Consider the following 19918-nt stretch of genomic DNA (forward strand, 5'->3'; position numbering starts at 1 on the left):
CCACCGCGGGAGCGGCGGGGTGGTGCTGCGCCGTGCCGGAGACGATGATCCGGCACGGAGTGCCTAGGGGAGGGTAACGACCGTCGCGGCGTAGACGAGACCCGCCCCGAATCCGATGACGAGCGCGGTGTCCCCGCTCTTCGCCTCCCCGGTCGCCAGGAGCCGCTCCATCGCGAGCGGGATCGAGGCGGCGGAGGTGTTGCCGGTGGTGCGCACGTCACGGGCGACCGTGACCGTCTCCGGCAGCTTCAGCGTCTTCACCATCGAGTCGATGATCCGCTCGTTGGCCTGGTGCGGGATGAAGACGTCCAGCTCGGTCGCGGAGACGCCGGCCGCGTCCAGCGCCTGCTGGGCGACCTTGGCCATCTCGAACACGGCCCAGCGGAAGACCGCCTGGCCCTCCTGCGTGATGGCCGGGAACTTCTCGACCGTGCCCTCGCGGTAGTCCGTCCACGGCACCGTCTGCTTGATGGTCTCGGACTTGTCGCCCTCCGAGCCCCAGACCGTCGGGCCGATGTGCGGCTCCTGCGAGGGGCCGACCACGACCGCGCCGGCGCCGTCACCGAACAGGAAGGCCGTCGCGCGGTCCTCCAGGTCGGTCAGGTCGCTCAGCCGCTCCACGCCGATGACCAGCACGTACTCGGCCGAGCCCTCGACGATCATGCCCTTGGCGAGGGTGAGGCCGTAGCCGAAGCCGGCGCAGCCCGCGGAGATGTCGAAGGCGGCGGCCTTGTTCGTGCCGAGCTTGTCGGCGATCTCCGTGGCCACGGCCGGGGTCTGCTTGAAGTGCGAGACGGTGGAGACGATCACCGCGCCGATCTGCTCGGCGGAGATCCCGGCGTCCGCGATCGCCTTGCCGGACGCCTCGACGGACATCGCGGCGACGGTCTCCTCGTCGTTCGCCCAGTGCCGGGTCTGGATGCCGGAGCGCGAGCGGATCCACTCGTCGGACGAGTCGATCGTCTCGAGGATGACCTCGTTGGGCACCACCCGGGTCGGGCGGTAGCCGCCGACGCCGACGATGCGCGCGTACGGGGCGCCCTTGCTGGCCTTGATCTTCGCCATGTTCGATTCGGCTCCTTGGGCGTCTCAGGCGTGCTCGGCGATGAGTTCGCGGGCCGCGTCGAGGTCGTCGGGGGTCTTCAGCGCCAGCGTCTGCACGCCCGGCAGGGCCCGCTTGGCCAGGCCGGTGAGGGTGCCGCCGGGGCACACCTCCAGCAGGGCGGTGACGCCGAGCTGCTGGAAGGTCTCCATGCACAGGTCCCAGCGGACCGGGTTGGCGACCTGGCCGACCAGGCGGTCCAGCACCTCCGCGCCGGTGGCGACGGCCTGCCCGTCCTTGTTGGAGACGTACGCAACCTCGGGGTCGGCGGGCGTGAGGGCCTTGGCGGCCTCGGCCAGCTTGTCGACCGCGGGGGCCATGTGGTGCGTGTGGAAGGCACCGGCCACCTTCAGCGGGACGACCTTGCGGACACCCTCGGGCTTGTCCTCGTTCAGCGCGGCGAGCTGCTCCAGCGTGCCGGCGGCCACGATCTGGCCGGCGCCGTTGATGTTCGCCGGGGTCAGGCCGAGCCCCTGCAGGTGCGCGACCGAGACCTCCGGGTCGCCGCCGAGCAGCGCCGACATGCCGGTCTCGGTGATCGCGGCGGCCTCGGCCATCGCGAGACCCCGGGTGCGCACCAGGGTCAGGGCGGCGGTGTCGTCCAGGACGCCCGCGAAGGCGGCGGCGGTGATCTCACCGACGCTGTGCCCGGCGACCGCGCCGGGGGTCACGTCACCCAGTGCCGCGGCGGACAGGATGCCGGCCGCCACCAGCAGCGGCTGGGCCACCGCGGTGTCGCGGATCTCCTCCGCGTCGGCCTTCGTGCCGTAGTGGGCGAGGTCCAGTCCGATGGCCTCGGACCAGGCGGCGACGCGGTCGGCCGCGCCGGGCAGGTCGAGCCAGGGAGTCAGGAAGCCGGGCGTCTGAGCGCCCTGGCCGGGAGCGACGAGTACGAGCACTCTCACACTCTCTCTTGGGGACGGCCGTGGCCGCCCGTGGGGACAAGGACGAAGAACACGAGGGGGATTTGTGGGCCCCCGACAAAACATTAGGTCCCGGGATCACCGTCGGCCAGACGCCCCAGAATGAGCGCGATGCGCAAGGTGAACGCCGAGCGTACATCGGAAGGCGACCAACCGGTGACGTCAGTCACACGTCGAAGCCGGTAGCGCACGGTGTTGGGGTGAACGAACAGCATCCGGGCCGCCCCCTCCAGGCTGCTCGCCTGTTCCAGGTAGACGGAGAGCGTCTCCAGCAGAGCTGAGCCGGCCTCCTCCAGCGGTCTGTAGATCTCCTCCACCAACTGCTCGCGTGCCATCGGATCACCTGCCATCGCGCGCTCCGGCAGCAGATCGTCCGCCAGCACCGGCCGCGGCGCGTCCTGCCACGCCGAGCAGGCCTTCAGCCCCGCCGCCGCGGCCTGCGCGGACCGGGTCGCCGCCTGCAGGTCCGGCACGATGGGGCCGGCCACCACCGGACCCGCGGCGAACGGGCCGATCAGCGACTTCGCCACCGCCAGCGGGTTGTCGCTGCCGCCCGCCACGACGACGAGCCGACTGCCCAGCACGCCGGTGAGTACCTGGAGCTTGGCGTGCCGGGCCGCGCGCCGGATCGCCTCCACCGTCAGCTCGCTGTCCCCGTCCGGGGCGGTTCCGAGCACCACGCACACATGTTCGGGGGAGTTCCAGCCGAGCGCCGCGGCCCGGCTGACGGCGCCCTCGTCGGCCTCCCCGCTCAGCACGGCGTTGACGACGAGCGACTCCAGGCGGGCGTCCCAGGCACCGCGTGCCTCGGCGGCCTGCGCGTACACCTGGGCGGTCGCGAAGGCGATCTCGCGGGCGTACACCAGCAGCGCCTCGCGCAGCACGCTCTCGTCACCAGGGGCGGCCACCTCGTCGATGGCCGACTCCATGACCTCGATGGTGGTCCGCACCATCTCCACGGTCTGCCGCAGTGTGATCGCCCGGGTCAGCTCGCGCGGCGCGGTGCCGAAGACGTCCGTCGAGATCGCCTGTGGGGTCTCGGGGTGCCGGAACCACTCGGTGAAGGCGGCGATGCCCGCCTGGGCGACCAGCCCGATCCAGGAACGGTTCTCCGGAGGCATCGCCCGGTACCAGGGCAGGGTCTCGTCCATCCGCGCGATCGCCTGCGCGGCGAGCGAACCGGAGGACTTCTCCAGCCGCTTCAGCGTCGCGGCGTGCGGATGGACGGGGTGCGCTGCGGGGTCGGGATGACGGGATTCGGGTTCGGGCACGGGGACAAGACTGCCTTATCGGGCCGACACCGTGCGCCGCCGGGTCAGCTCAGCAACAACCGACGAGACACAGACAGCCTCCGAACCCGCCCCGGCGCAGGTGCCACACCCGCGGAGCCTGGCACGGGCCGCGCCCGCACCCTGGCGCCCGGCCGCACCCGCGCCTCGGCGCCCGACGCACGCCCCGCACCCACCCCTCGGGGCCGTATCAGCGCCCCGGCGGCCGGGACGTAGCCGCACCCGCGCCGCGGCGCTCGCGACAGGGCCGCGTCCGCGCCCCGGCGCCTGGCGCGCTGTCGTGTCCGCACCCCGGCGCCTGGCGCGCTGTCGTGTCCGCACCCCGGTGTCTGGCGCGCTGTCGCACCCGCGCCCTGGCGCGCGGCCGCCCCGGCGCCTGGTGCACGGCTGCGCCCGCGCCTTGGCGCGCGGGACGCGGCGGCGCCCCGGCGGCCGGGCCACGGCCGTACCCGCGCGCCCCGGCGGCCGGGCCACGGCCGTACCCGCGCGCCCCGGCGCCCGGGTCACGGCCGAGCCGTCGCCCCGGAGCCTGCCCGGCGCCCGGCCGCCCGGCGCCCCGGTGCCTGACAGGCGCCCGCACTCGCGCCCCGGCGCCCGGGTAACGGCCGTACCCGCGCCCCGGAGCCTGGCGCCCGACCGCACTCGCGTCCCGGCGGCCGGGTCACGGTCGCGCCCCGGCGCCCGGGTCACGGCCGTACCCGCGCCCCGGCGCCTGGTGCACGGCTGCGCCCGCGCCTTGGCGCGCGGGACGCGGCCGCACCCCGGCGCCCGGATCACGGCCGTACCCACTCCCGGGAGCCGTGGCGCCCGGCCACACTCGCGACCACGCGTCCGGGGCACGGCCGCGCCGCACCCCCGGCGGCCACATCACGGCCGAGCCGCGCCCCCGGCCGCCGGACGCGCCGCCGGTGCCGAGCGGTGGCGGCTCGCAGGGCTACCGTGGGGTTCGTGATGGTGGACGTACAGCGGGCGGGCGCGCGCTACCCCGGTGGGGATCCGGATGCCGGGATCGAGTCGTGGCACTCCTTCTCCTTCGGGCCGCACTACGACCCGGACAACCTCCGCTTCGGCGCGCTGATCGCCTGCAACGAGGAGCGTCTCGCGCCCGGCGCCGGCTTCGACGAGCATCCGCACAGCCACACCGAGATCGTCACCTGGGTCGTCGAGGGCGAGCTGACCCACCGCGACTCCGCCGGCCACGAGACGCGCGTGTACCCCGGTGACGTGCAGCGCCTCAGCTCGGCGGCGGGCGTACGGCACGTGGAACGCAACGACGGCACCGCGCCCCTGACCTTCGTGCAGATGTGGCTGGCCCCGCTGCGGCCGGGCGGCGAGCCGTCGTACGAGATCGTCCGCGGCATCGCCGACTCCACCCCGTACGCCGTACCGGAGGCCGGCGCGCTGCTGCACGTGCGGCGTCTCGCGGCGGGGGAGCGGACCGCGGTGCCGGACGCGGCGCACCTGTACGTCCACGTCGTACGCGGACACGTCCGGCTCGGGCAGGAGCGGCTGGGACCGGGCGACGCGGCCCGCGTCACGGACGCGAAGGACCTGGAGCTGCCGGCGGAGTCGGCCGCGGAGGTCCTGCTGTGGGAGATGACCGGCGCCGGCAGGTGACCAGCCGCAGGTGACCGGCCGGAGTGCCTACCGCAGCTCCGCCCGCACCGCGTCCGTGAACGGCGGCCACGCCTCGATCGCCCACGGTCCGAAGGCCCGGTCCGTCAGCGCCACGCACGCGGCGCCCGCGTCCGGGTCGATCCACACGAACGTCCCCGACTGCCCGAAGTGCCCGAAGGTGCGCGGCGACGACGAAGCGCCCGTCCAGTGCGGCGACTTGCCGTCACGGATCTCGAAGCCGAGACCCCAGTCGTTCGGGTTCTGGTGCCCGTAGCCCGGCAGCACCCCCTTGGTGCCCGGGTACTGGACGGTCATCGCCTCGGCGACCGTGCGCGGATCCAGCAGCCGCGGCGCCTGCACCTCGGCGGCGAAGCGCAGCAGGTCCGCGACCGTCGACACGCCGTCCTTGGCCGGGGAACCCTCCAGCGAGGTCGCCGTCATGCCGAGCGGCTCCAGCACCGCCTGCCGCAGATACTCCGCGAACGGGATGTCCGTCGCCTTGGCCACGTGGTCGCCCAGCTGCTCGAACCCGGCGTTGGAGTACAGCCGCCGCTCTCCTGGCGCGGCCGTCACCCGGTGCTCGTCGAAGGCGAGGCCCGAGGTGTGCGCCAGCAGATGCCGCACCGTCGACCCGGCGGGCCCGGCCGGCTCGTCCAGCTCGATCGCACCCTCCTCGTAGGCGACGAGCACGGCGTACGCCGCGAGCGGCTTGGTCACCGAGGCGAGCGGGAAGCGCCGGTCGGCCGGCCCGTGCGTGCCGAGCACGGTCCCGTCGGCCCGTACGACGCCCGCCGCGGCGGTGGGAACCGGCCAGTTCTCGATCAACGCGAGGCTGTTCAGCGACATGCCGACGAGCCTAAGCGCTCACAGCGTCAGCTCCATCAAGGGGTCGGGCTTGCGGACGAAGCCCATCGACGCGTACAGCGGCTCCGCCTCGGCCGACGCCGTCAGGTGCACGTAGCCCGCGCCCCGTTCCCGGAACCACGCCAGCAGCTCCTCCATGCAGGCGCGCGCGTAGCCGCGCCGCCGGGCGTCCGGGTCGGTCGCCACGCTGAAGACGAACCCGGCAACGCCGCGCGGATGCCCCGCCCGCCCGATCCGGTACTCCAGCGTGCCGACGACCAGCGCGGCCAGGGCGCCGGGCCGCTCGGGGTGGTCCACGACGAAGGCGGCGAAGTCCCCGTCCGGGTCCGCCAGCCGCGTCCGCAGCCCGGGCAGCGACTCGGCGTGCCAGTCGGCTGCCGCCTCGGACCGTACGGCGTCGATCATCACCTGGCGCAGCCGGAGCAGTTCCCCGGCATCCTCCGGCACGGCACGGCGTACTAGGCTCATGGGGCCTACGGTACTTACATCACGCGGTTCTGTCCCGCCGGTTTCTTACTGAATCCGCTTGCTTGGAGTGCACTCCAACGTCATAGCGTGGGAGCCATGACGGTGATGCAGAGCACAGCCGCGGCCCGCCTGACGGGGACCGAGGACACAGCCACCCGAAGGGACGTCTGTTCCGCCCCGCCGCCACGCCACCCCCGCCCCGACGGACAGGACCGCTACACGATCAGCGAGGTCGTCGCCTTCACCGGCCTGACCGCCCACACCCTGCGCTGGTACGAGCGGATCGGGCTGATGGACCACATCGACCGCTCGCACACCGGCCAGCGCCGCTACAGCAACCGCGACCTGGACTGGCTCGACCTCGTCGGCAAGCTGCGGCTGACCGGCATGCCGGTCGCCGACATGGTCCGCTACGCGCAGCTGGTGCGCGAGGGCGAGAGCACGTACGCCGAGCGCCAGGAGCTGCTCGAGACGACCCGCCGGGACGTCCTGGCGAGGATCGCCGAACTGCACGACACCCTCGCGGTACTGGACCGCAAGATCAGCTTCTACGGCGGCGCTACAGCTCGGAGAGCAGCTCCGCCTTCTTGACGGAGAACTCCTCGTCCGTCACCAGCCCCGCCTGATGGAGCTCCCCCAGGTGCCGGATCCGCTCGGCGATGTCCGCGGGATCCCGCCGCGCGGCCGGCACCGACACGGCCGGCCGGCACTCCCGTATCGCGGCCAGGACCGCCGCCGCGAACGGCAGCGATTCGTGCACCGGCCCGTAGCCGAGCCCGAACACCACCGCGGCCGGATCCTGGTCCGGCTGGAGCGGCGGGGCGGTGTCGCCCTCCCGCGGTATCAGCCGCAGGTGCCCCTCGAAGACCTCGGGGGAGCGCCACTCCACCCCGCTGAGGCCCTCGACCGGGAAGCTCTGGTCGCCGGCCTTCCACTTCGCCGACGACGCTCCCGTCCACGACCAGCGGAAACGTACCGTCGTCCCGTCGAAGGACGCCTTCGCGTCGTACGCCTTGAACGCCCGCGGCGGCCCCGGCGCCTCGACCAGGAACCGCCCGGCCGGACCGGATTCGGTCAGCAGGCCGCGCAGCTCGTCGGCGTAGTACTCGGCGAGCGTCTCCTTCTCGGCCGGCAGCACCAGCCGGTAGGGGTCGCCGGCCTCCTTCAGCTGACCGTCGGCGGCCTCCAGCAGCGGATCGGCCCCGGGCCGCGGTGCGGCGCGCAGGACGACCGTGCCCCGTTTGCCGGGCGTCAGCGTCACCGACTCCAGCGCCGAGAGCGGGACACGCCGCTCCCCGAGCGCCTGGAACAGCTTCGGCGTTCGGATCCCCCGTTCGTAACGGATGAGCACGGAGTCGGACTCGAACTCCCAGGCGGCATGAAATCCGGCCAGTACGTCACCCATGCGGCTCATCGTAAGCGGCTCCGCTTCTTCGGCCCATCCCCCCGCAGACCGCACTTCCTGCTGTCTCTACGCGCGTCCGGCCATCGAGGCACCGGACAAACCCACCCGGCAGGCGCCGTCCTCGTCGCCGCAACTCACCGAGTCATATGCGCCGACCCCGATGTCGGCGAAGTTGCGCACGCTGTCCGTGCCGGGTTCGAAGTAGCCGGCGTGTCCCTCGGCGTCCCGCGCCGACAGCACGCGCGCGCCGAACGCCGACGACACCGGGTCCGCGCCGTGGCCGAGACCGCCGAACTCCAGGTACGGCACGTCCTGGATCCAGTCGGTGGCGTCCCGCATCGCCCACACCCGGGCGGAGGTGCCCAGATGCGCCGCCTTCGCCACCCGCATGCCGGGGCTGCCAGCCACCGCGATGTCGGACACCCGGCCCGGCAGTGCGTGCGCGGCCACCCCGCACACCACGGAGCCGTAGCTGTGGCAGAACAGTGAGACCGGTGAGCGCCCGGGCAGCGCGCGGACCAGTGCGTTCAGCCGTACGGCGCCGTCCTGGGCGCGCATCGCGGTCGCCGAGTCGATGCCGAGACCGGCGGGCGCGGTGTAGTCGGCCCAGGCGATGACGGCCGTACGGGTCGACGGGCTAGCCGCCCGCTCGGCGGCGTACAGGGAGTCGGCCATGCCGACCGGCGCCGAGTACTTGCGGTAGGTGCGCTGGAAGGTGAGCAGGTCGGTGTCGACGCCCGGGACGATCACCGAGATGCGCTCGGCCTTGTCGAGGTCGCCGAAGACCTCGGCGACGCGGCCGGAGCCGTCCGGGTCGAACGCGAGGATCTGCCGCCCGTCGCGCAGCATCGACTCGTACCGGTGCATCCGCTTGCCCGCGGCCTGCTGTCCGGCCCGGCTGAGCCGGGTGTCGTGCATGCGGTCGCGCTCGGTGTGCGCGGCCTGCGCGAGCGCGACGCGGTTGGCGTGGTAGCGCAGCTGGGGCGGGGCGCCGTTCATGTTGCCGACGGCGAGCGGATAGCGGCGGGCGAGCGACGCCCGCTCCTGCGCGGTCAGCGAGGTGAAGAACCGGGTGAGGCGGGCGGGACCGGCGGCCGGGTCGGGCAGCCGGTGGCCTGCGATGCGGCCGCGCTCCCAGTCCGAGAGCGACGCCTGCAGCGCGGTGCTCTCCGGCCCGTGGCGCAGGGCCGTCCAGCCGGTGGTCGCCAGCATCACGAAGACGACGGCCAGCGCGAGCAGCATGCGCCAGACGTTCAGGTGTGGGGAGGTGTCGAAGGAAGTCACTGGGAGGACACACTAGGAGAACGAGAGGGTCTCGCGTGAACCGAGTGACGGGGATCACGTTTCGTAAACGCGGCGCGGGGTTCAGGTGGTGCGCCAGTTGCCGCTGATGGCCGGCCCGACCTGATCGAGGTACCGGGCCGTGAGCTCGCGCATCGCCTCGACGCTGCCGTCCTCGCCCACGCTCCACTGGCGTTCGGTGACCCTTATCACCCCGCCGAAGACGGCCACCACGAGCCGCGGCCGCGGGTCGGCGTCCACGTCGATGCCCTCGCGGTCGGCCAGTACCCGCGCGATCTTGTCCTCCGTCTCGGCGGAGCGGCGCAGGTGCGCGGCGAGCAGCACGGGGGTCGACTCGATCATCCGGTACATGCGCAGATACAGCTCGACCGGGACGACCGCCTCGAGCGCCTCGCCGATCCGGTCCCAGCCCTCCACGACGGCCTGCCGGAGCGCCTGCATCGGCGTCTCGTGCGGCGGGCGGGCGCGCACGGCCTCCAGGAAGTACGCCTCCGTCATGGCCTGCAGGGCGAGGGCGGCGTCCTCCTTGCTCGCGAAGTAGCGGAAGAAGGTGCGCTGCGAGACGTCGACGGCCTCGGCGATCTCGTCGACCGTCGTCCGGTCGTAGCCCTGGGTGGTGAACAGCTCCAGGGCGGCCCGCACCAGCGCGTCCCGGGTGCGCTGCTTCTTGATCTCGCGCAGCCCCGGCCGCGGTGCCGTGCGCGGGGTCCCGAGCGTGCCCACATTCCTCCTTCGACAACGGTTGCCCCAGTTCAGGCTATCCGTCAGTGTCGTGTCAGTTACCGACTTGTGAATCCGTTTGTCAATTGTCAGTGACTGTCACTAGCCTCGAACGCATGACTAGTCAGATCACCCTCGACAAGACGGGACCGGGGGGCGGCGGCCCGTCGGACGCGTCGGGGCGGGCGCCGGGCGCCAGCGGCCTGCGCGGCCATCAGTGGCTCACCCTCATAACCGTCGCGGTCGGCGTCATGATGGTGGCCCTCGACGGCACGATCGTCGCCATCGCCAACCCGGCGATCCAGAAGGATCTCGGCGCCACCTTCCAGCAGGTGCAGTGGATCACCAACGGCTACTTCCTGGCCCTCGCCGTCTCGCTCATCACGGCCGGCAAGCTCGGTGACCGCTTCGGCCACCGCCAGACCTTCCTGATCGGTGTCGTCGGCTTCGCCGCCGCCTCGGGCGCGATCGGGCTGTCCGACTCCATCGCGCTCGTCGTGACGTTCCGCGTCTTCCAGGGCCTGTTCGGCGCGCTGCTGATGCCGGCCGCGCTGGGCCTGCTGCGGGCGACCTTCCCGGCCGAGAAGCTGAACATGGCGATCGGCATCTGGGGCATGGTCATCGGCGCCTCCACCGCCGGCGGCCCCATCCTCGGCGGTGTGCTCGTCGAGCACGTCAGCTGGCAGTCGGTGTTCTTCATCAACGTGCCGGTCGGTGCCCTCGCGCTGATCCTCGGCCTGCTGATCCTGCTCGACCACCGCGCGCAGAACGCACCGCGCTCCTTCGACCTGCTCGGCATCGCGCTGCTGTCCGGCGCGATGTTCTGCCTGGTGTGGGCGCTGATCAAGGCCCCCGAGTGGGGCTGGGGCGACGGCAAGACGTGGCTGTTCATCGGCGCGTCGGCCCTCGGCTTCGTCCTCTTCGCCCTGTGGGAGACCAAGGTCGCCGAACCGCTCATCCCGCTGAAGCTCTTCCGCTCCGTGCCGCTGTCCGCGGGTGTGGTGCTGATGGTCCTCATGGCCATCGCCTTCATGGGCGGTCTGTTCTTCGTCACCTTCTACCTGCAGAACGTGCACGGCATGAGCCCCATCGACGCCGGCCTGCACCTGCTGCCGCTCACCGGAATGATGATCGTCGGCTCGCCGCTGGCCGGTGCGCTGATCACCAAGCTGGGCCCGCGTGTCCCGCTGGCGGGCGGCATGGCCGTCACCGCGGTCGCGATGTACGGCATGTCGACGCTGAAGGTGGACACCGGCAGCGGTCTGATGTCGCTCTGGTTCGCCCTGCTCGGTCTCGGCCTCGCCCCGGTGATGGTCGGCGCCACCGAGGTCATCGTCGGCAACGCGCCCATGGAGCTGTCCGGCGTCGCCGGCGGTCTCCAGCAGGCCGCGATGCAGATCGGCGGCAGCCTCGGTACGGCGGTGCTGGGCGCCGTGATGGCCTCCAAGGTCGACAGCGACCTGCCCGTCAACTGGAAGGACGCCGGTCTGCCGCCGCTCACGCCGCAGCAGCTCGGTCAGGCCTCCGAGGCCGTCCAGGTGGGCGTGGCCCCGGTCCCGCCGGGCACCCCGGCGCAGATCGGCGAGAAGATCGCCGGCGTCGCGCACGACACTTTCATCTCCGGCATGAGCCTGGCGTCGCTGGTCGCCGCCGGCGTGGCCGTGGTGGCGGTCTTCGTCGCCTTTCTCACCAAGCGCGGCGAGAACGCCGAGGCGGGCGCGGGAGCGGCACACATCTGACACAACGTCAGGGACATTCGCTCATCAGGGTGACAGCGCGCAGGATCCCGCCCCTCCGGCGCCGGGCCTACGTCACAGTGGGTCAAGCCTTCCGGTACGGCACGTTCGCCGGGCATCTTCGCCCGGCATGTGCGCGCCTGCCGGAAGGCGGGCCCGGACGTCGCCGCGCTGCCGGAGGGGGACAGCGCGCCGGCGCCCGGGTTTTTTCTTGAAATCCGAACTCCCGGCGGCATGACCGCGCCAAGCGGGGTTACCCGAAGCGACAGAACCCCGAAGCACTCCAACTGACCCCGGGGTTCTGGGAGTTGATGATGGCGAGCTTCGGCAACGGAACGCGCGGGTACCCCCGGTCACGTGGCCGGATGTGGTCACGGACCGGGCCGGACCGCGCGACGCTCGGAATCATCGGCGCCATCTGCGCTCTCGCCGGCTTCTTCACCCTGGGGATCGTCCTCGGTCCCGCGGCGATGGCCTGCGGATGGCTCGCTCTGGGCCGCACCTGGTCAGGCGCCTCGCGCCAGACCCCGGCCCTGGTCGCCTTCGTCCTGGGCGCCATCGACACGCTCCTGGCCATCCTGTGGCTGGTCGGAGCGGCCACCCCGGGCAACGGCATGCTGTAACCGGGGAGAAAAGGGAAGGACCCCTGGCACCGGCCGGGGGCCCACCCATGCACGGACGGACCGCGCCGGTCGCACCGTCACCTCCGCCCCGACAGCGCCCGCAGCTCGGCCACCTCGGCCCGCAGCGCCCGGACCTCCTCGGTCAGCGACTCGATCGCCTCCGTCTGGCGCCGCTCCTCCACGTCGTCCTTCTCGAACCGCGCGATGAACCACGCCGCGATGTTCGCCGTCACCACACCGAGCAGCGCGATCCCGGACAGCATCAGCCCGACCGCGATCAACCGCCCCAGTCCGGTCGTCGGCGCGTGATCCCCGTACCCCACGGTCGTCATCGTCGTGAACGACCACCACAGCGCGTCACCCAGCGTCCGGATGTTCCCGTGCGGAGCCGACCGCTCCACCGAGAGCACCGCCAGCGACCCGAACATCAGCAGTCCGACGACCGCCCCGACGACATAGGTCGTGAGCCGGATCTGGTTCGCCATCCGCGCCCGCCGCCCCACCAGCAGCAGCGTCGCGACGATCCGCAGCAGCCGCAGCGGTTGCAGCACCGGCACCACCACCGCGCACAGGTCCAGCCAGTGCCTGCGCACGAACCGCATCCGGTCCGGGGCGAGCGCCAGCCGGACGAGGTAGTCGGTGGCGAACGCCCCCCACACCACCCACTCGGCGACCGTGCAGGCGACGATCACCGTCCGTTCGGCCGAGCTGTCCACGATCGGCACGGCGTAGGCGACGGCGAACAGCACGGCGAGCGCCAGCAACGGCCGCTGGGTGCGCTGCTCCCAGTGGGCCTGGCGAGCCTGGCGGACCTGCGCCGATTGTGCGTCCATGCAACGCATCGTAAAGAACGGATAAGGGCGGTGGAGACTCGAGCTCCACCGCCCTGAGGGCCGCCCCGAAGACCGCGCTGAAGGCCGGGAGGGGGTTACGCGTCGCCGCCCGCCGCCCCCGGGTCCGCCGCCGTGACGTCCAGCAGCTGGTACCGGTCGACGGCCTGCTTGAGCACCGACCGGTCGATCCTGCCCTCGCGCGCCAGCTCGGTCAGCACCGCCACCACGACCGACTGCGCGTCGATGTGGAAGAACCGCCGGGCCGCGCCCCGGGTGTCGGCGAAGCCGAACCCGTCCGCGCCGAGCGACTGGTACGTGCCCGGCACCCACCGCGCGATCTGGTCCGGCACCGACCGCATCCAGTCGGAGACGGCCACGAACGGCCCCTGCGCCCCGGACAGCTTGCGGGTCACATAGGGCACCAGCTGCTCCTCCTCCGGGTGCAGCAGGTTGTGCTCCTCGCAGGCCACCGCCTCGCGGCGCAGCTCGTTCCAGGACGTCGCCGACCACACGTCGGCCTTGACGTTCCACTCCTCGGCGAGGATCTTCTGCGCCTCGATCGCCCACGGCAGCGCCACACCGGAGGCCATGATCTGCGCCGGGATCGAGCCGTCCGTGCCTTCGGCGAACCGGTAGATGCCCTTGACGATGCCCTCGGCGTCGACGTTCTCCGGCTCGGCCGGATGCCGGATGGGCTCGTTGTAGACGGTGAGGTAGTAGAAGACGTCCTCGCCGTGCGGGTGCTCCTCGGAGCTGCCGTACATCCGGCGCAGGCCGTCCTTGACGATGTGCGCGATCTCGAACCCGAAGGCCGGGTCGTACGCCACGCACGCCGGGTTCGTCGAGGCCAGCAGCTGCGAATGGCCGTCCGCGTGCTGCAGGCCCTCACCGGTCAGGGTCGTACGGCCGGCGGTCGCGCCCAGCACGAAACCGCGCGACAGCTGGTCGGCCATCTGCCAGAACTGGTCGCCGGTGCGCTGGAAACCGAACATCGAGTAGAAGACGTACACCGGGATCAGCGGCTCGCCGTGCGTGGCGTACGCCGAGCCGGCCGCGATCAGCGACGCCGTGCAGCCTGCCTCCGAGATGCCGTCGTGCAGCATCTGGCCGGTCGGCGACTCCTTGTAGGCGAGCAGCAGCTCGCGGTCCACCGACTCGTACTGCTGGCCGAGCGGGTTGTAGATCTTCGCACTCGGGAAGAAGGAGTCCATGCCGAACGTGCGGTACTCGTCCGGCGCGATCAGGACGAACCGCTTGCCGAGTTCCTTGTCCCGCATGAGGTCCTTGAGCAGCCGTACGAACGCCATGGTCGTGGCGATCGACTGCTGACCCGACCCCTTCTTCACCGTCGCGTACGTCTTGTCGTCCGGCAGCGCGAGGGGCTGGGAGCGCACGACCCGGGTCGGCACGTACCCGCCGAGCGACTTGCGCCGGTCGTGCATGTACTGGATCTCCTCGCTGTCCCGCCCCGGGTGGTAGTAGGGCGGGGCACCGCTCTCCAGCTCCTTGTCGGAGATCGGCAGGTGCAGCCGGTCACGGAAGCCCTTGAGGTCGTCGACCGTCAGCTTCTTCATCTGGTGCGTGGCGTTGCGGCCCTCGAAGTTCGGCCCCAGCGTCCAGCCCTTGATCGTCTTGGCCAGGATGACCGTCGGCTGGCCCTTGTGCTCCTTGGCAGCCTTGAACGCCGCGTAGATCTTGCGGTGGTCGTGGCCGCCGCGGCCCAGATGCAGGATCTGGTCGTCGGTCATGTTCTCGACCATCGCGCGCAGCCGGTGGTCGTCACCGAAGAAGTGCTCGCGGATGTACGAACCGGACTCGGTGGCGTACGTCTGGAACTGGCCGTCCGGGGTCGTGTTCATCCGGTTGACCAGCACGCCGTCGCGGTCCTGGGCGAGCAGCGGGTCCCAGCTGCGGTCCCAGATCAGCTTGATCACGTTCCAGCCGGCGCCCCGGAAGACCGACTCCAGCTCCTGGATGATCTTGCCGTTGCCGCGCACGGGCCCGTCCAGGCGCTGCAGGTTGCAGTTCACCACGAAGGTCAGGTTGTCCAGGCCCTCGCGCGCGGCGATGGACAGCTGTCCCAGCGACTCCGGCTCGTCCATCTCGCCGTCGCCGAGGAACGCCCACACATGCGACCTGGACGTGTCGGCGATGCCCCGCGCCTCCATGTAGCGGTTCATGCGCGCCTGGTAGATCGCCCCGATCGGGCCGAGGCCCATGGAGACCGTCGGGAACTCCCAGAAGTCCGGCATCGAGCGCGGGTGCGGGTAGCTGGACAGGGCGTTCGGAGCCTTCGACTTCTCCTGGCGGAAGCCGTCCAGCTGCTCCGCGCTGAGCCGGTCGAGCAGGTACGCGCGTGCGTAGATGCCCGGCGAGGCGTGGCCCTGGAAGAAGACCTGGTCGCCGCCGTCGCCCTCGTCCTTGCCGCGGAAGAAGTGGTTGAAGCCCACGTCGTAGAGCGAGGCGGAGGAGGCGAACGTGGCGATGTGCCCGCCGACGCCGATGCCCGGGCGCTGGGCGCGCGAGACCATCACGGCCGCGTTCCAGCGGGTGGCGTTGAGGACCTTGCGCTCGATCTCCTCGTTGCCGGGGAAGAACGGCTCGTCCTTGGTGGCGATCGTGTTGACGTAGTCCGTGCTGCGCATCTCGGGCACGGCCACGCGCTTCTCGCGGGCCCGCTCGATCAGCCGCAGCATCAGATAGCGCGCCCGCTCCCGGCCGCGCTCGTCGATGGCGGCGTCGAGCGAGTCGAGCCACTCCTGGGTCTCTTCGGGGTCGAAGTCGGGGACCTGACTCGGAAGGCCGCCAATGATGATCGGGGTGCGATCGGATCCGGAAGCCACGCTGATCCTTACCTGTCGAGGGACCTGTCGAAAGGGACCTGTCCAAAGGGCCGTGTTGCCGCCGACCCCATCGTCCACCCCGGGCGGGGCGCACGTCATCTCCGACGCCGTCACTACCGCGAGGTAATCCACGGGTCGGCCGGGGTGGGAAACTCATTCGAGTCTCGTACCCACACGTGGTTCCCAAACGCCCAAAGGGGGCAGAAAGGTGTGGTGCGCATCACCCGGGTCTGAGATCCTGTGCCGTAAGTTGCGGCGACACGGCCAGGAACGTCACCGTTTCGGCGGTCCGAACCGCCGGGTACTTGCGCGATCCGTCCCGCCCGTGTGGACTACGGCCAATGCTTCGCGCACGCGCGTGGCTGAGAAATTCACCAAAACATGATCAGGAGGCAACCCGTGAGCGCGACCGCGGACCACGCGGAGGAGCGGACGAACCCTGCCGGCAGGCTGGGGTTCCAGCCCGGGCAGGTGGTCCAGGAGATCGGCTACGACGACGACGTCGACCAGGAGCTCCGCGAGGCCATCGAGGAAGCCATCGAGGGCGACCTGATGGACGAGGACTACGACGACGTGGCCGACGCCGTTGTGCTGTGGTTCCGTGACGACGACGGCGACCTGACGGATGCGCTGGTGGATGCCACCACGTACATCGAGGAGGGCGGGGCGATCCTGCTCCTCACGCCGAAGACCGGCCGTTCGGGATACGTCGAGCCCAGCGACATCTCGGAAGCCGCCACCACGGCAGGGCTGACGGCGTCCAAGAGCGTCAGCGTGGGCAAGGACTGGAGCGGCAGCCGTCTGGCCACGCCGAAGGCGGCCAAGTCGAAGCGGTGACTGAAGAGCCCGGGCGGGCCGGCCGACGCCGGCCCGCCCGCAGGCCTGCCGTCGTCCCCGGGTGATCGCCTCGTAGGGTGGTACCGAGCGTTCTCACCCGAACAGCGCACCGAAAGGGACGTAACGACGATGGCGATCCAGGTCGGCGACAAGGCCCCCGACTTCGAGCTGAAGGACAACCACGGCCGGACCGTGAAGCTGTCCGACTTCCGCGGCAGCAAGAACGTCGTCCTGATCTTCTACCCGTTCGCCTTCACCGGCGTGTGCACGGGCGAGCTGTGCGAGGTCCGCGACAACCTGCCGCAGTTCTCCGACCGCGACACCCAGGTGCTCGCCGTCTCCAACGACTCCATCCACACCCTGCGCGTCTTCGCCGAGCAGGAAGGCCTGGAGTACCCGCTGCTCAGCGACTTCTGGCCGCACGGCGAGGTCTCGCGCGCCTACGGCGTCTTCGCCGAGGACAAGGGCTGCGCGGTGCGCGGCACCTTCGTCATCGACCGGGAGGGCGTCGTGCGCTGGAGCGTCGTCAACGCCCTGCCCGACGCCCGGGACCTGAACGAGTACGTCAAGGCCCTCGACACCCTCTGAGGCCCTCGGCCTGAGGCCCTCGACACCCTCTGAGGCCCTCGGCCTGAGGTCCCTGGCGCCCTGCGAGGCCCTCGGTACGCCGCGAGGCCCCCGGCACCCTCTGATCCGGGCCGACACCCGGCGATTGTTCGGTGCCAGGGCCTGCGTGGTGCGGGAACCCGTCACTAGGATCGGTTCGTTGATCCGATGTCACAGCACGACGGGGCTCCCCGCCCCCGAACACCAATGGAGGACTCGTGGGAGTCAGCCTCAGCAAGGGCGGCAACGTATCGCTGACGAAGGAGGCCCCGGGCCTGACCGCGGTCATCGTCGGTCTGGGCTGGGACGTGCGCACCACCACCGGCACCGACTTCGACCTCGACGCCAGCGCGCTGCTGCTCAACAACTCCGGCAAGGTCGCCAGCGACCAGCACTTCGTCTTCTTCAACAACCTCAAGAGCCCGGACGGCTCCGTGGAGCACACGGGCGACAACATCACCGGTGAGGGCGAGGGCGACGACGAGCAGATCAAGATCAACCTCGTCGGCGTCCCGGCGGACGTCGAGAAGATCGTCTTCCCGGTCTCCATCTACGACGCCGAGAACCGCCAGCAGTCCTTCGGGCAGGTGCGCAACGCCTTCATCCGCGTCGTCAACCAGGCCAACGAGCAGGAGATCGCCCGCTACGACCTGAGCGAGGACGCCTCCACCGAGACGGCGATGGTCTTCGGCGAGCTCTACCGGCACGGCGCGGAGTGGAAGTTCCGCGCCATCGGCCAGGGCTACGCCTCGGGTCTGCGCGGCATCGCGCAGGACTTCGGCGTGAACGTCTGAGCAGAACGAACCACCGCCTGAACGTCACCGTCCGGCGCCGCGCGGTTTGCGCGCGGCGCCGGACGCGCAGGACAACCACACAGGCACCACCAGGGGAGGACCAGCATCATGGGCGTCACGCTCGCCAAGGGGGGCAACGTCTCCCTGTCCAAGGCCGCACCGAACCTCACCCACATCATGGTCGGACTCGGCTGGGACGCGCGCTCCACCACCGGCGCGCCGTTCGACCTCGACGCCAGCGCCCTGCTGTGCGACGCCGGCAACCGGGTCCTGGGCGACGAGTGGTTCGTCTTCTACAACCAGCTCAAGAGCCCGGACGGCTCGGTGGAGCACACCGGCGACAACCTCACCGGTGAGGGCGAGGGCGACGACGAATCGGTCCTGGTCGACCTCGCGAAGGTCCCGGCCCGCTGCGAGAAGATCGTCTTCCCGGTCTCCATCCACATGGCCGACGAGCGCGGCCAGACCTTCGGCCAGGTCTCCAACGCCTTCATCCGCGTCGTCAACCAGGCCGACGGCCAGGAACTCGCCCGCTACGACCTGAGCGAGGACGCCTCCACCGAGACGGCCATGATCTTCGGCGAGGTCTACCGATACCAGGGCGAATGGAAGTTCCGGGCCGTGGGACAGGGGTACGCGTCGGGGCTCCGGGGCATCGCTCTAGACTTCGGGGTCAACGTTTCGTAAAGCCGAGTGCGGCGCGGGGAGCGAACGCTCCCCCCTTCGCCTCGCTCGGGGGGACCCCCGGACACAGGATTGGGTAGCCAGTGCTTCTGAAAACCTTCGGCTGGTCGTTCGCGGTCACCGCGCTCGGCCTGGTCGCGGCGGTCTTCTACGGGGGGTGGGAGGCCTTCGGCATCGTGGCGATCCTCTCCGTCCTGGAGATCTCGCTGTCCTTCGACAACGCGGTGGTCAACGCCGGAATCCTGAAGAAGATGAGCGCCTTCTGGCAGAAGATCTTCCTCACCGTCGGCGTCCTCATCGCGGTCTTCGGCATGCGCCTGGTCTTCCCGGTCGTCATCGTCGCGATCAGCGCCAAGATGGGCCCCCTGGAGGCCGTGGACCTCGCGCTCAACAACAAGGACCGCTACCAGCAGCTGGTCACCGACGCCCACCCGGCGATCGCCGCGTTCGGTGGCATGTTCCTGCTGATGATCTTCCTCGACTTCATCTTCGAGGACCGGGACATCCAGTGGCTGCGCTGGATCGAGCGGCCGCTTGCCAAGCTCGGCAAGGTCGACATGCTGTCGGTCTGCATCTCCCTGATCGTCCTGCTGATCACCTCCTTCACCTTCGCCACCCACGCCCACCAGCACGGCGGCGCGCACGTCGACAAGGCGCAGACGGTCCTGATCGCCGGCATCGCCGGTCTGATCACCTACATGGTCGTGGGCGGCCTGTCCGGCTACTTCGAGGACAAGCTGGAGGAAGAGGAGGAACGCGAGCACGAGGAGGAGGAAGAAGCCGCCCGCAGCGGCAAACAGAAGCCGGCGATCGTCCTGGCCGGCCAGGCCGCGTTCTTCATGTTCCTCTACCTCGAGGTCCTGGACGCGTCCTTCTCCTTCGACGGCGTGATCGGCGCCTTCGCCATCACCAACGACATCGTCCTGATGGCCCTCGGCCTCGGCATCGGCGCGATGTACGTCCGCTCGCTCACCGTCTACCTGGTCCGCCAGGGCACCCTCGACGACTACGTCTACCTGGAGCACGGCGCCCACTACGCCATCGGCGCCCTCGCGGTGATCCTCATGGTCACCATCCAGTACGAGATCAACGAGGTCATCACCGGCCTGGTCGGCGTCGTCCTGATCGCCTGGTCCTTCTGGTCCTCCGTGCGCCGCAACAAGGCGCTCGCGGCGGCCGGGGGAGACGCCGGCTCCGACGACAAGACGGAGGTCCCCTCCGGGGTGTGACGACCTCCCCGGCGAGGGAACGCTTCACGGCGGGGCGGCTGCG

19 protein-coding genes are annotated in these 19918 nt (G+C 71.0%); 9 read left to right on the forward strand and 10 right to left on the reverse strand.

Annotated elements, in window-relative coordinates; genetic code table 11:
- Positions 1-63: 63 nt before the first annotated feature.
- The 3 genes from ACZ67Q_RS20305 to ACZ67Q_RS20315 all read right to left on the reverse strand — a co-directional run bounded on the left by ACZ67Q_RS20305 (position 64) and on the right by ACZ67Q_RS20315 (position 3296).
- Positions 64-1065, reverse strand: a complete 1002-nt coding sequence (locus ACZ67Q_RS20305) for a beta-ketoacyl-ACP synthase 3 (RefSeq protein WP_471183861.1) — start codon at positions 1063-1065, stop codon at positions 64-66.
- Between the two features lie 24 nt (positions 1066-1089).
- Positions 1090-2001, reverse strand: coding sequence for an ACP S-malonyltransferase (locus tag ACZ67Q_RS20310; protein ID WP_471183863.1), 912 nt, complete (start codon positions 1999-2001; stop codon positions 1090-1092).
- An 89-nt stretch (positions 2002-2090) separates the two neighbouring features.
- On the reverse strand, positions 2091-3296 hold the full coding sequence (locus tag ACZ67Q_RS20315) for a PucR family transcriptional regulator (protein WP_471183866.1): 1206 nt from the start codon (positions 3294-3296) through the stop codon (positions 2091-2093).
- Positions 3297-4265: 969 nt separating this feature from the next.
- On the opposite strand from ACZ67Q_RS20315, the gene ACZ67Q_RS20320 reads away from it, so the two are divergent.
- Positions 4266-4931: a pirin family protein gene (locus ACZ67Q_RS20320; RefSeq protein WP_471184226.1), complete on the forward strand. Its 666-nt coding sequence runs from the start codon at positions 4266-4268 to the stop codon at positions 4929-4931.
- Between the two features lie 27 nt (positions 4932-4958).
- Here the strand turns inward: ACZ67Q_RS20320 and ACZ67Q_RS20325 are convergent, their stop codons facing one another.
- Positions 4959-5777 (reverse strand): serine hydrolase domain-containing protein, encoded by an 819-nt coding sequence (locus ACZ67Q_RS20325; protein ID WP_471183868.1) that lies wholly within the window; start codon positions 5775-5777, stop codon positions 4959-4961.
- Between the two features lie 18 nt (positions 5778-5795).
- On the reverse strand, positions 5796-6263 hold the full coding sequence (locus ACZ67Q_RS20330) for a GNAT family N-acetyltransferase (protein ID WP_471183871.1): 468 nt from the start codon (positions 6261-6263) through the stop codon (positions 5796-5798).
- Positions 6264-6359: 96 nt separating this feature from the next.
- Between ACZ67Q_RS20330 and ACZ67Q_RS20335 the strand changes: the two genes are divergently transcribed.
- Positions 6360-6854, forward strand: a complete 495-nt coding sequence (locus ACZ67Q_RS20335) for a MerR family transcriptional regulator (RefSeq protein ID WP_471183873.1) — start codon at positions 6360-6362, stop codon at positions 6852-6854.
- Here ACZ67Q_RS20335 and ACZ67Q_RS20340 read toward each other — a convergent pair.
- The 3 genes from ACZ67Q_RS20340 to ACZ67Q_RS20350 all read right to left on the reverse strand — a co-directional run bounded on the left by ACZ67Q_RS20340 (position 6823) and on the right by ACZ67Q_RS20350 (position 9693).
- Positions 6823-7668, reverse strand: coding sequence for a DUF4429 domain-containing protein (locus ACZ67Q_RS20340; RefSeq protein ID WP_471183875.1), 846 nt, complete (start codon positions 7666-7668; stop codon positions 6823-6825). The genes ACZ67Q_RS20335 and ACZ67Q_RS20340 overlap by 32 nt on opposite strands.
- Positions 7669-7734: 66 nt before the next feature.
- Positions 7735-8952, reverse strand: coding sequence for an alpha/beta hydrolase (locus ACZ67Q_RS20345; protein ID WP_471183878.1), 1218 nt, complete (start codon positions 8950-8952; stop codon positions 7735-7737).
- 81 nt (positions 8953-9033) lie between these two features.
- A complete protein-coding gene (locus ACZ67Q_RS20350; protein ID WP_471183880.1) occupies positions 9034-9693 on the reverse strand; it encodes a TetR family transcriptional regulator in 660 nt (219 codons plus the stop codon).
- Between the two features lie 113 nt (positions 9694-9806).
- On the opposite strand from ACZ67Q_RS20350, the gene ACZ67Q_RS20355 reads away from it, so the two are divergent.
- Both ACZ67Q_RS20355 and ACZ67Q_RS20360 read left to right on the forward strand, forming a co-directional pair.
- Positions 9807-11429 (forward strand): MFS transporter, encoded by a 1623-nt coding sequence (locus ACZ67Q_RS20355; protein ID WP_471183882.1) that lies wholly within the window; start codon positions 9807-9809, stop codon positions 11427-11429.
- Between the two features lie 308 nt (positions 11430-11737).
- A complete protein-coding gene (locus ACZ67Q_RS20360; RefSeq protein WP_471183885.1) occupies positions 11738-12049 on the forward strand; it encodes a small hydrophobic protein in 312 nt (103 codons plus the stop codon).
- Positions 12050-12126: 77 nt separating this feature from the next.
- Here the strand turns inward: ACZ67Q_RS20360 and ACZ67Q_RS20365 are convergent, their stop codons facing one another.
- Both ACZ67Q_RS20365 and aceE read right to left on the reverse strand, forming a co-directional pair.
- Positions 12127-12882: an ion channel gene (locus ACZ67Q_RS20365; protein WP_471183887.1), complete on the reverse strand. Its 756-nt coding sequence runs from the start codon at positions 12880-12882 to the stop codon at positions 12127-12129.
- A gap of 95 nt (positions 12883-12977) precedes the next feature.
- The gene (gene aceE / locus ACZ67Q_RS20370) at positions 12978-15725 is read right to left on the reverse strand and encodes a pyruvate dehydrogenase (acetyl-transferring), homodimeric type (RefSeq protein ID WP_471183890.1); all 2748 of its coding nucleotides are present in this window, start codon (positions 15723-15725) and stop codon (positions 12978-12980) included.
- A gap of 399 nt (positions 15726-16124) precedes the next feature.
- Between aceE and ACZ67Q_RS20375 the strand changes: the two genes are divergently transcribed.
- The 5 genes from ACZ67Q_RS20375 (at position 16125) to ACZ67Q_RS20395 (ending at position 19875) form a co-directional block, all read left to right on the forward strand.
- Positions 16125-16562 carry a DUF3052 domain-containing protein gene (locus tag ACZ67Q_RS20375; protein WP_361631961.1) on the forward strand — a complete coding sequence of 146 codons (438 nt, stop codon included), beginning with the start codon at positions 16125-16127 and terminating at the stop codon, positions 16560-16562.
- Positions 16563-16691: 129 nt separating this feature from the next.
- Positions 16692-17150, forward strand: a complete 459-nt coding sequence (locus ACZ67Q_RS20380; RefSeq protein ID WP_471183892.1) for a peroxiredoxin — start codon at positions 16692-16694, stop codon at positions 17148-17150.
- A 236-nt stretch (positions 17151-17386) separates the two neighbouring features.
- Positions 17387-17962 (forward strand): calcium homeostasis/redox stress adaptation protein, encoded by a 576-nt coding sequence (locus ACZ67Q_RS20385; protein ID WP_471183894.1) that lies wholly within the window; start codon positions 17387-17389, stop codon positions 17960-17962.
- 108 nt (positions 17963-18070) lie between these two features.
- The gene (locus ACZ67Q_RS20390) at positions 18071-18649 is read left to right on the forward strand and encodes a TerD family protein (protein ID WP_471183896.1); all 579 of its coding nucleotides are present in this window, start codon (positions 18071-18073) and stop codon (positions 18647-18649) included.
- An 80-nt stretch (positions 18650-18729) separates the two neighbouring features.
- Positions 18730-19875: a DUF475 domain-containing protein gene (locus ACZ67Q_RS20395; RefSeq protein ID WP_471183898.1), complete on the forward strand. Its 1146-nt coding sequence runs from the start codon at positions 18730-18732 to the stop codon at positions 19873-19875.
- Positions 19876-19918 lie beyond the last annotated feature (43 nt).

The sequence above is a fragment of the Streptomyces sp. NPDC036813 genome (genome assembly GCF_055609245.1).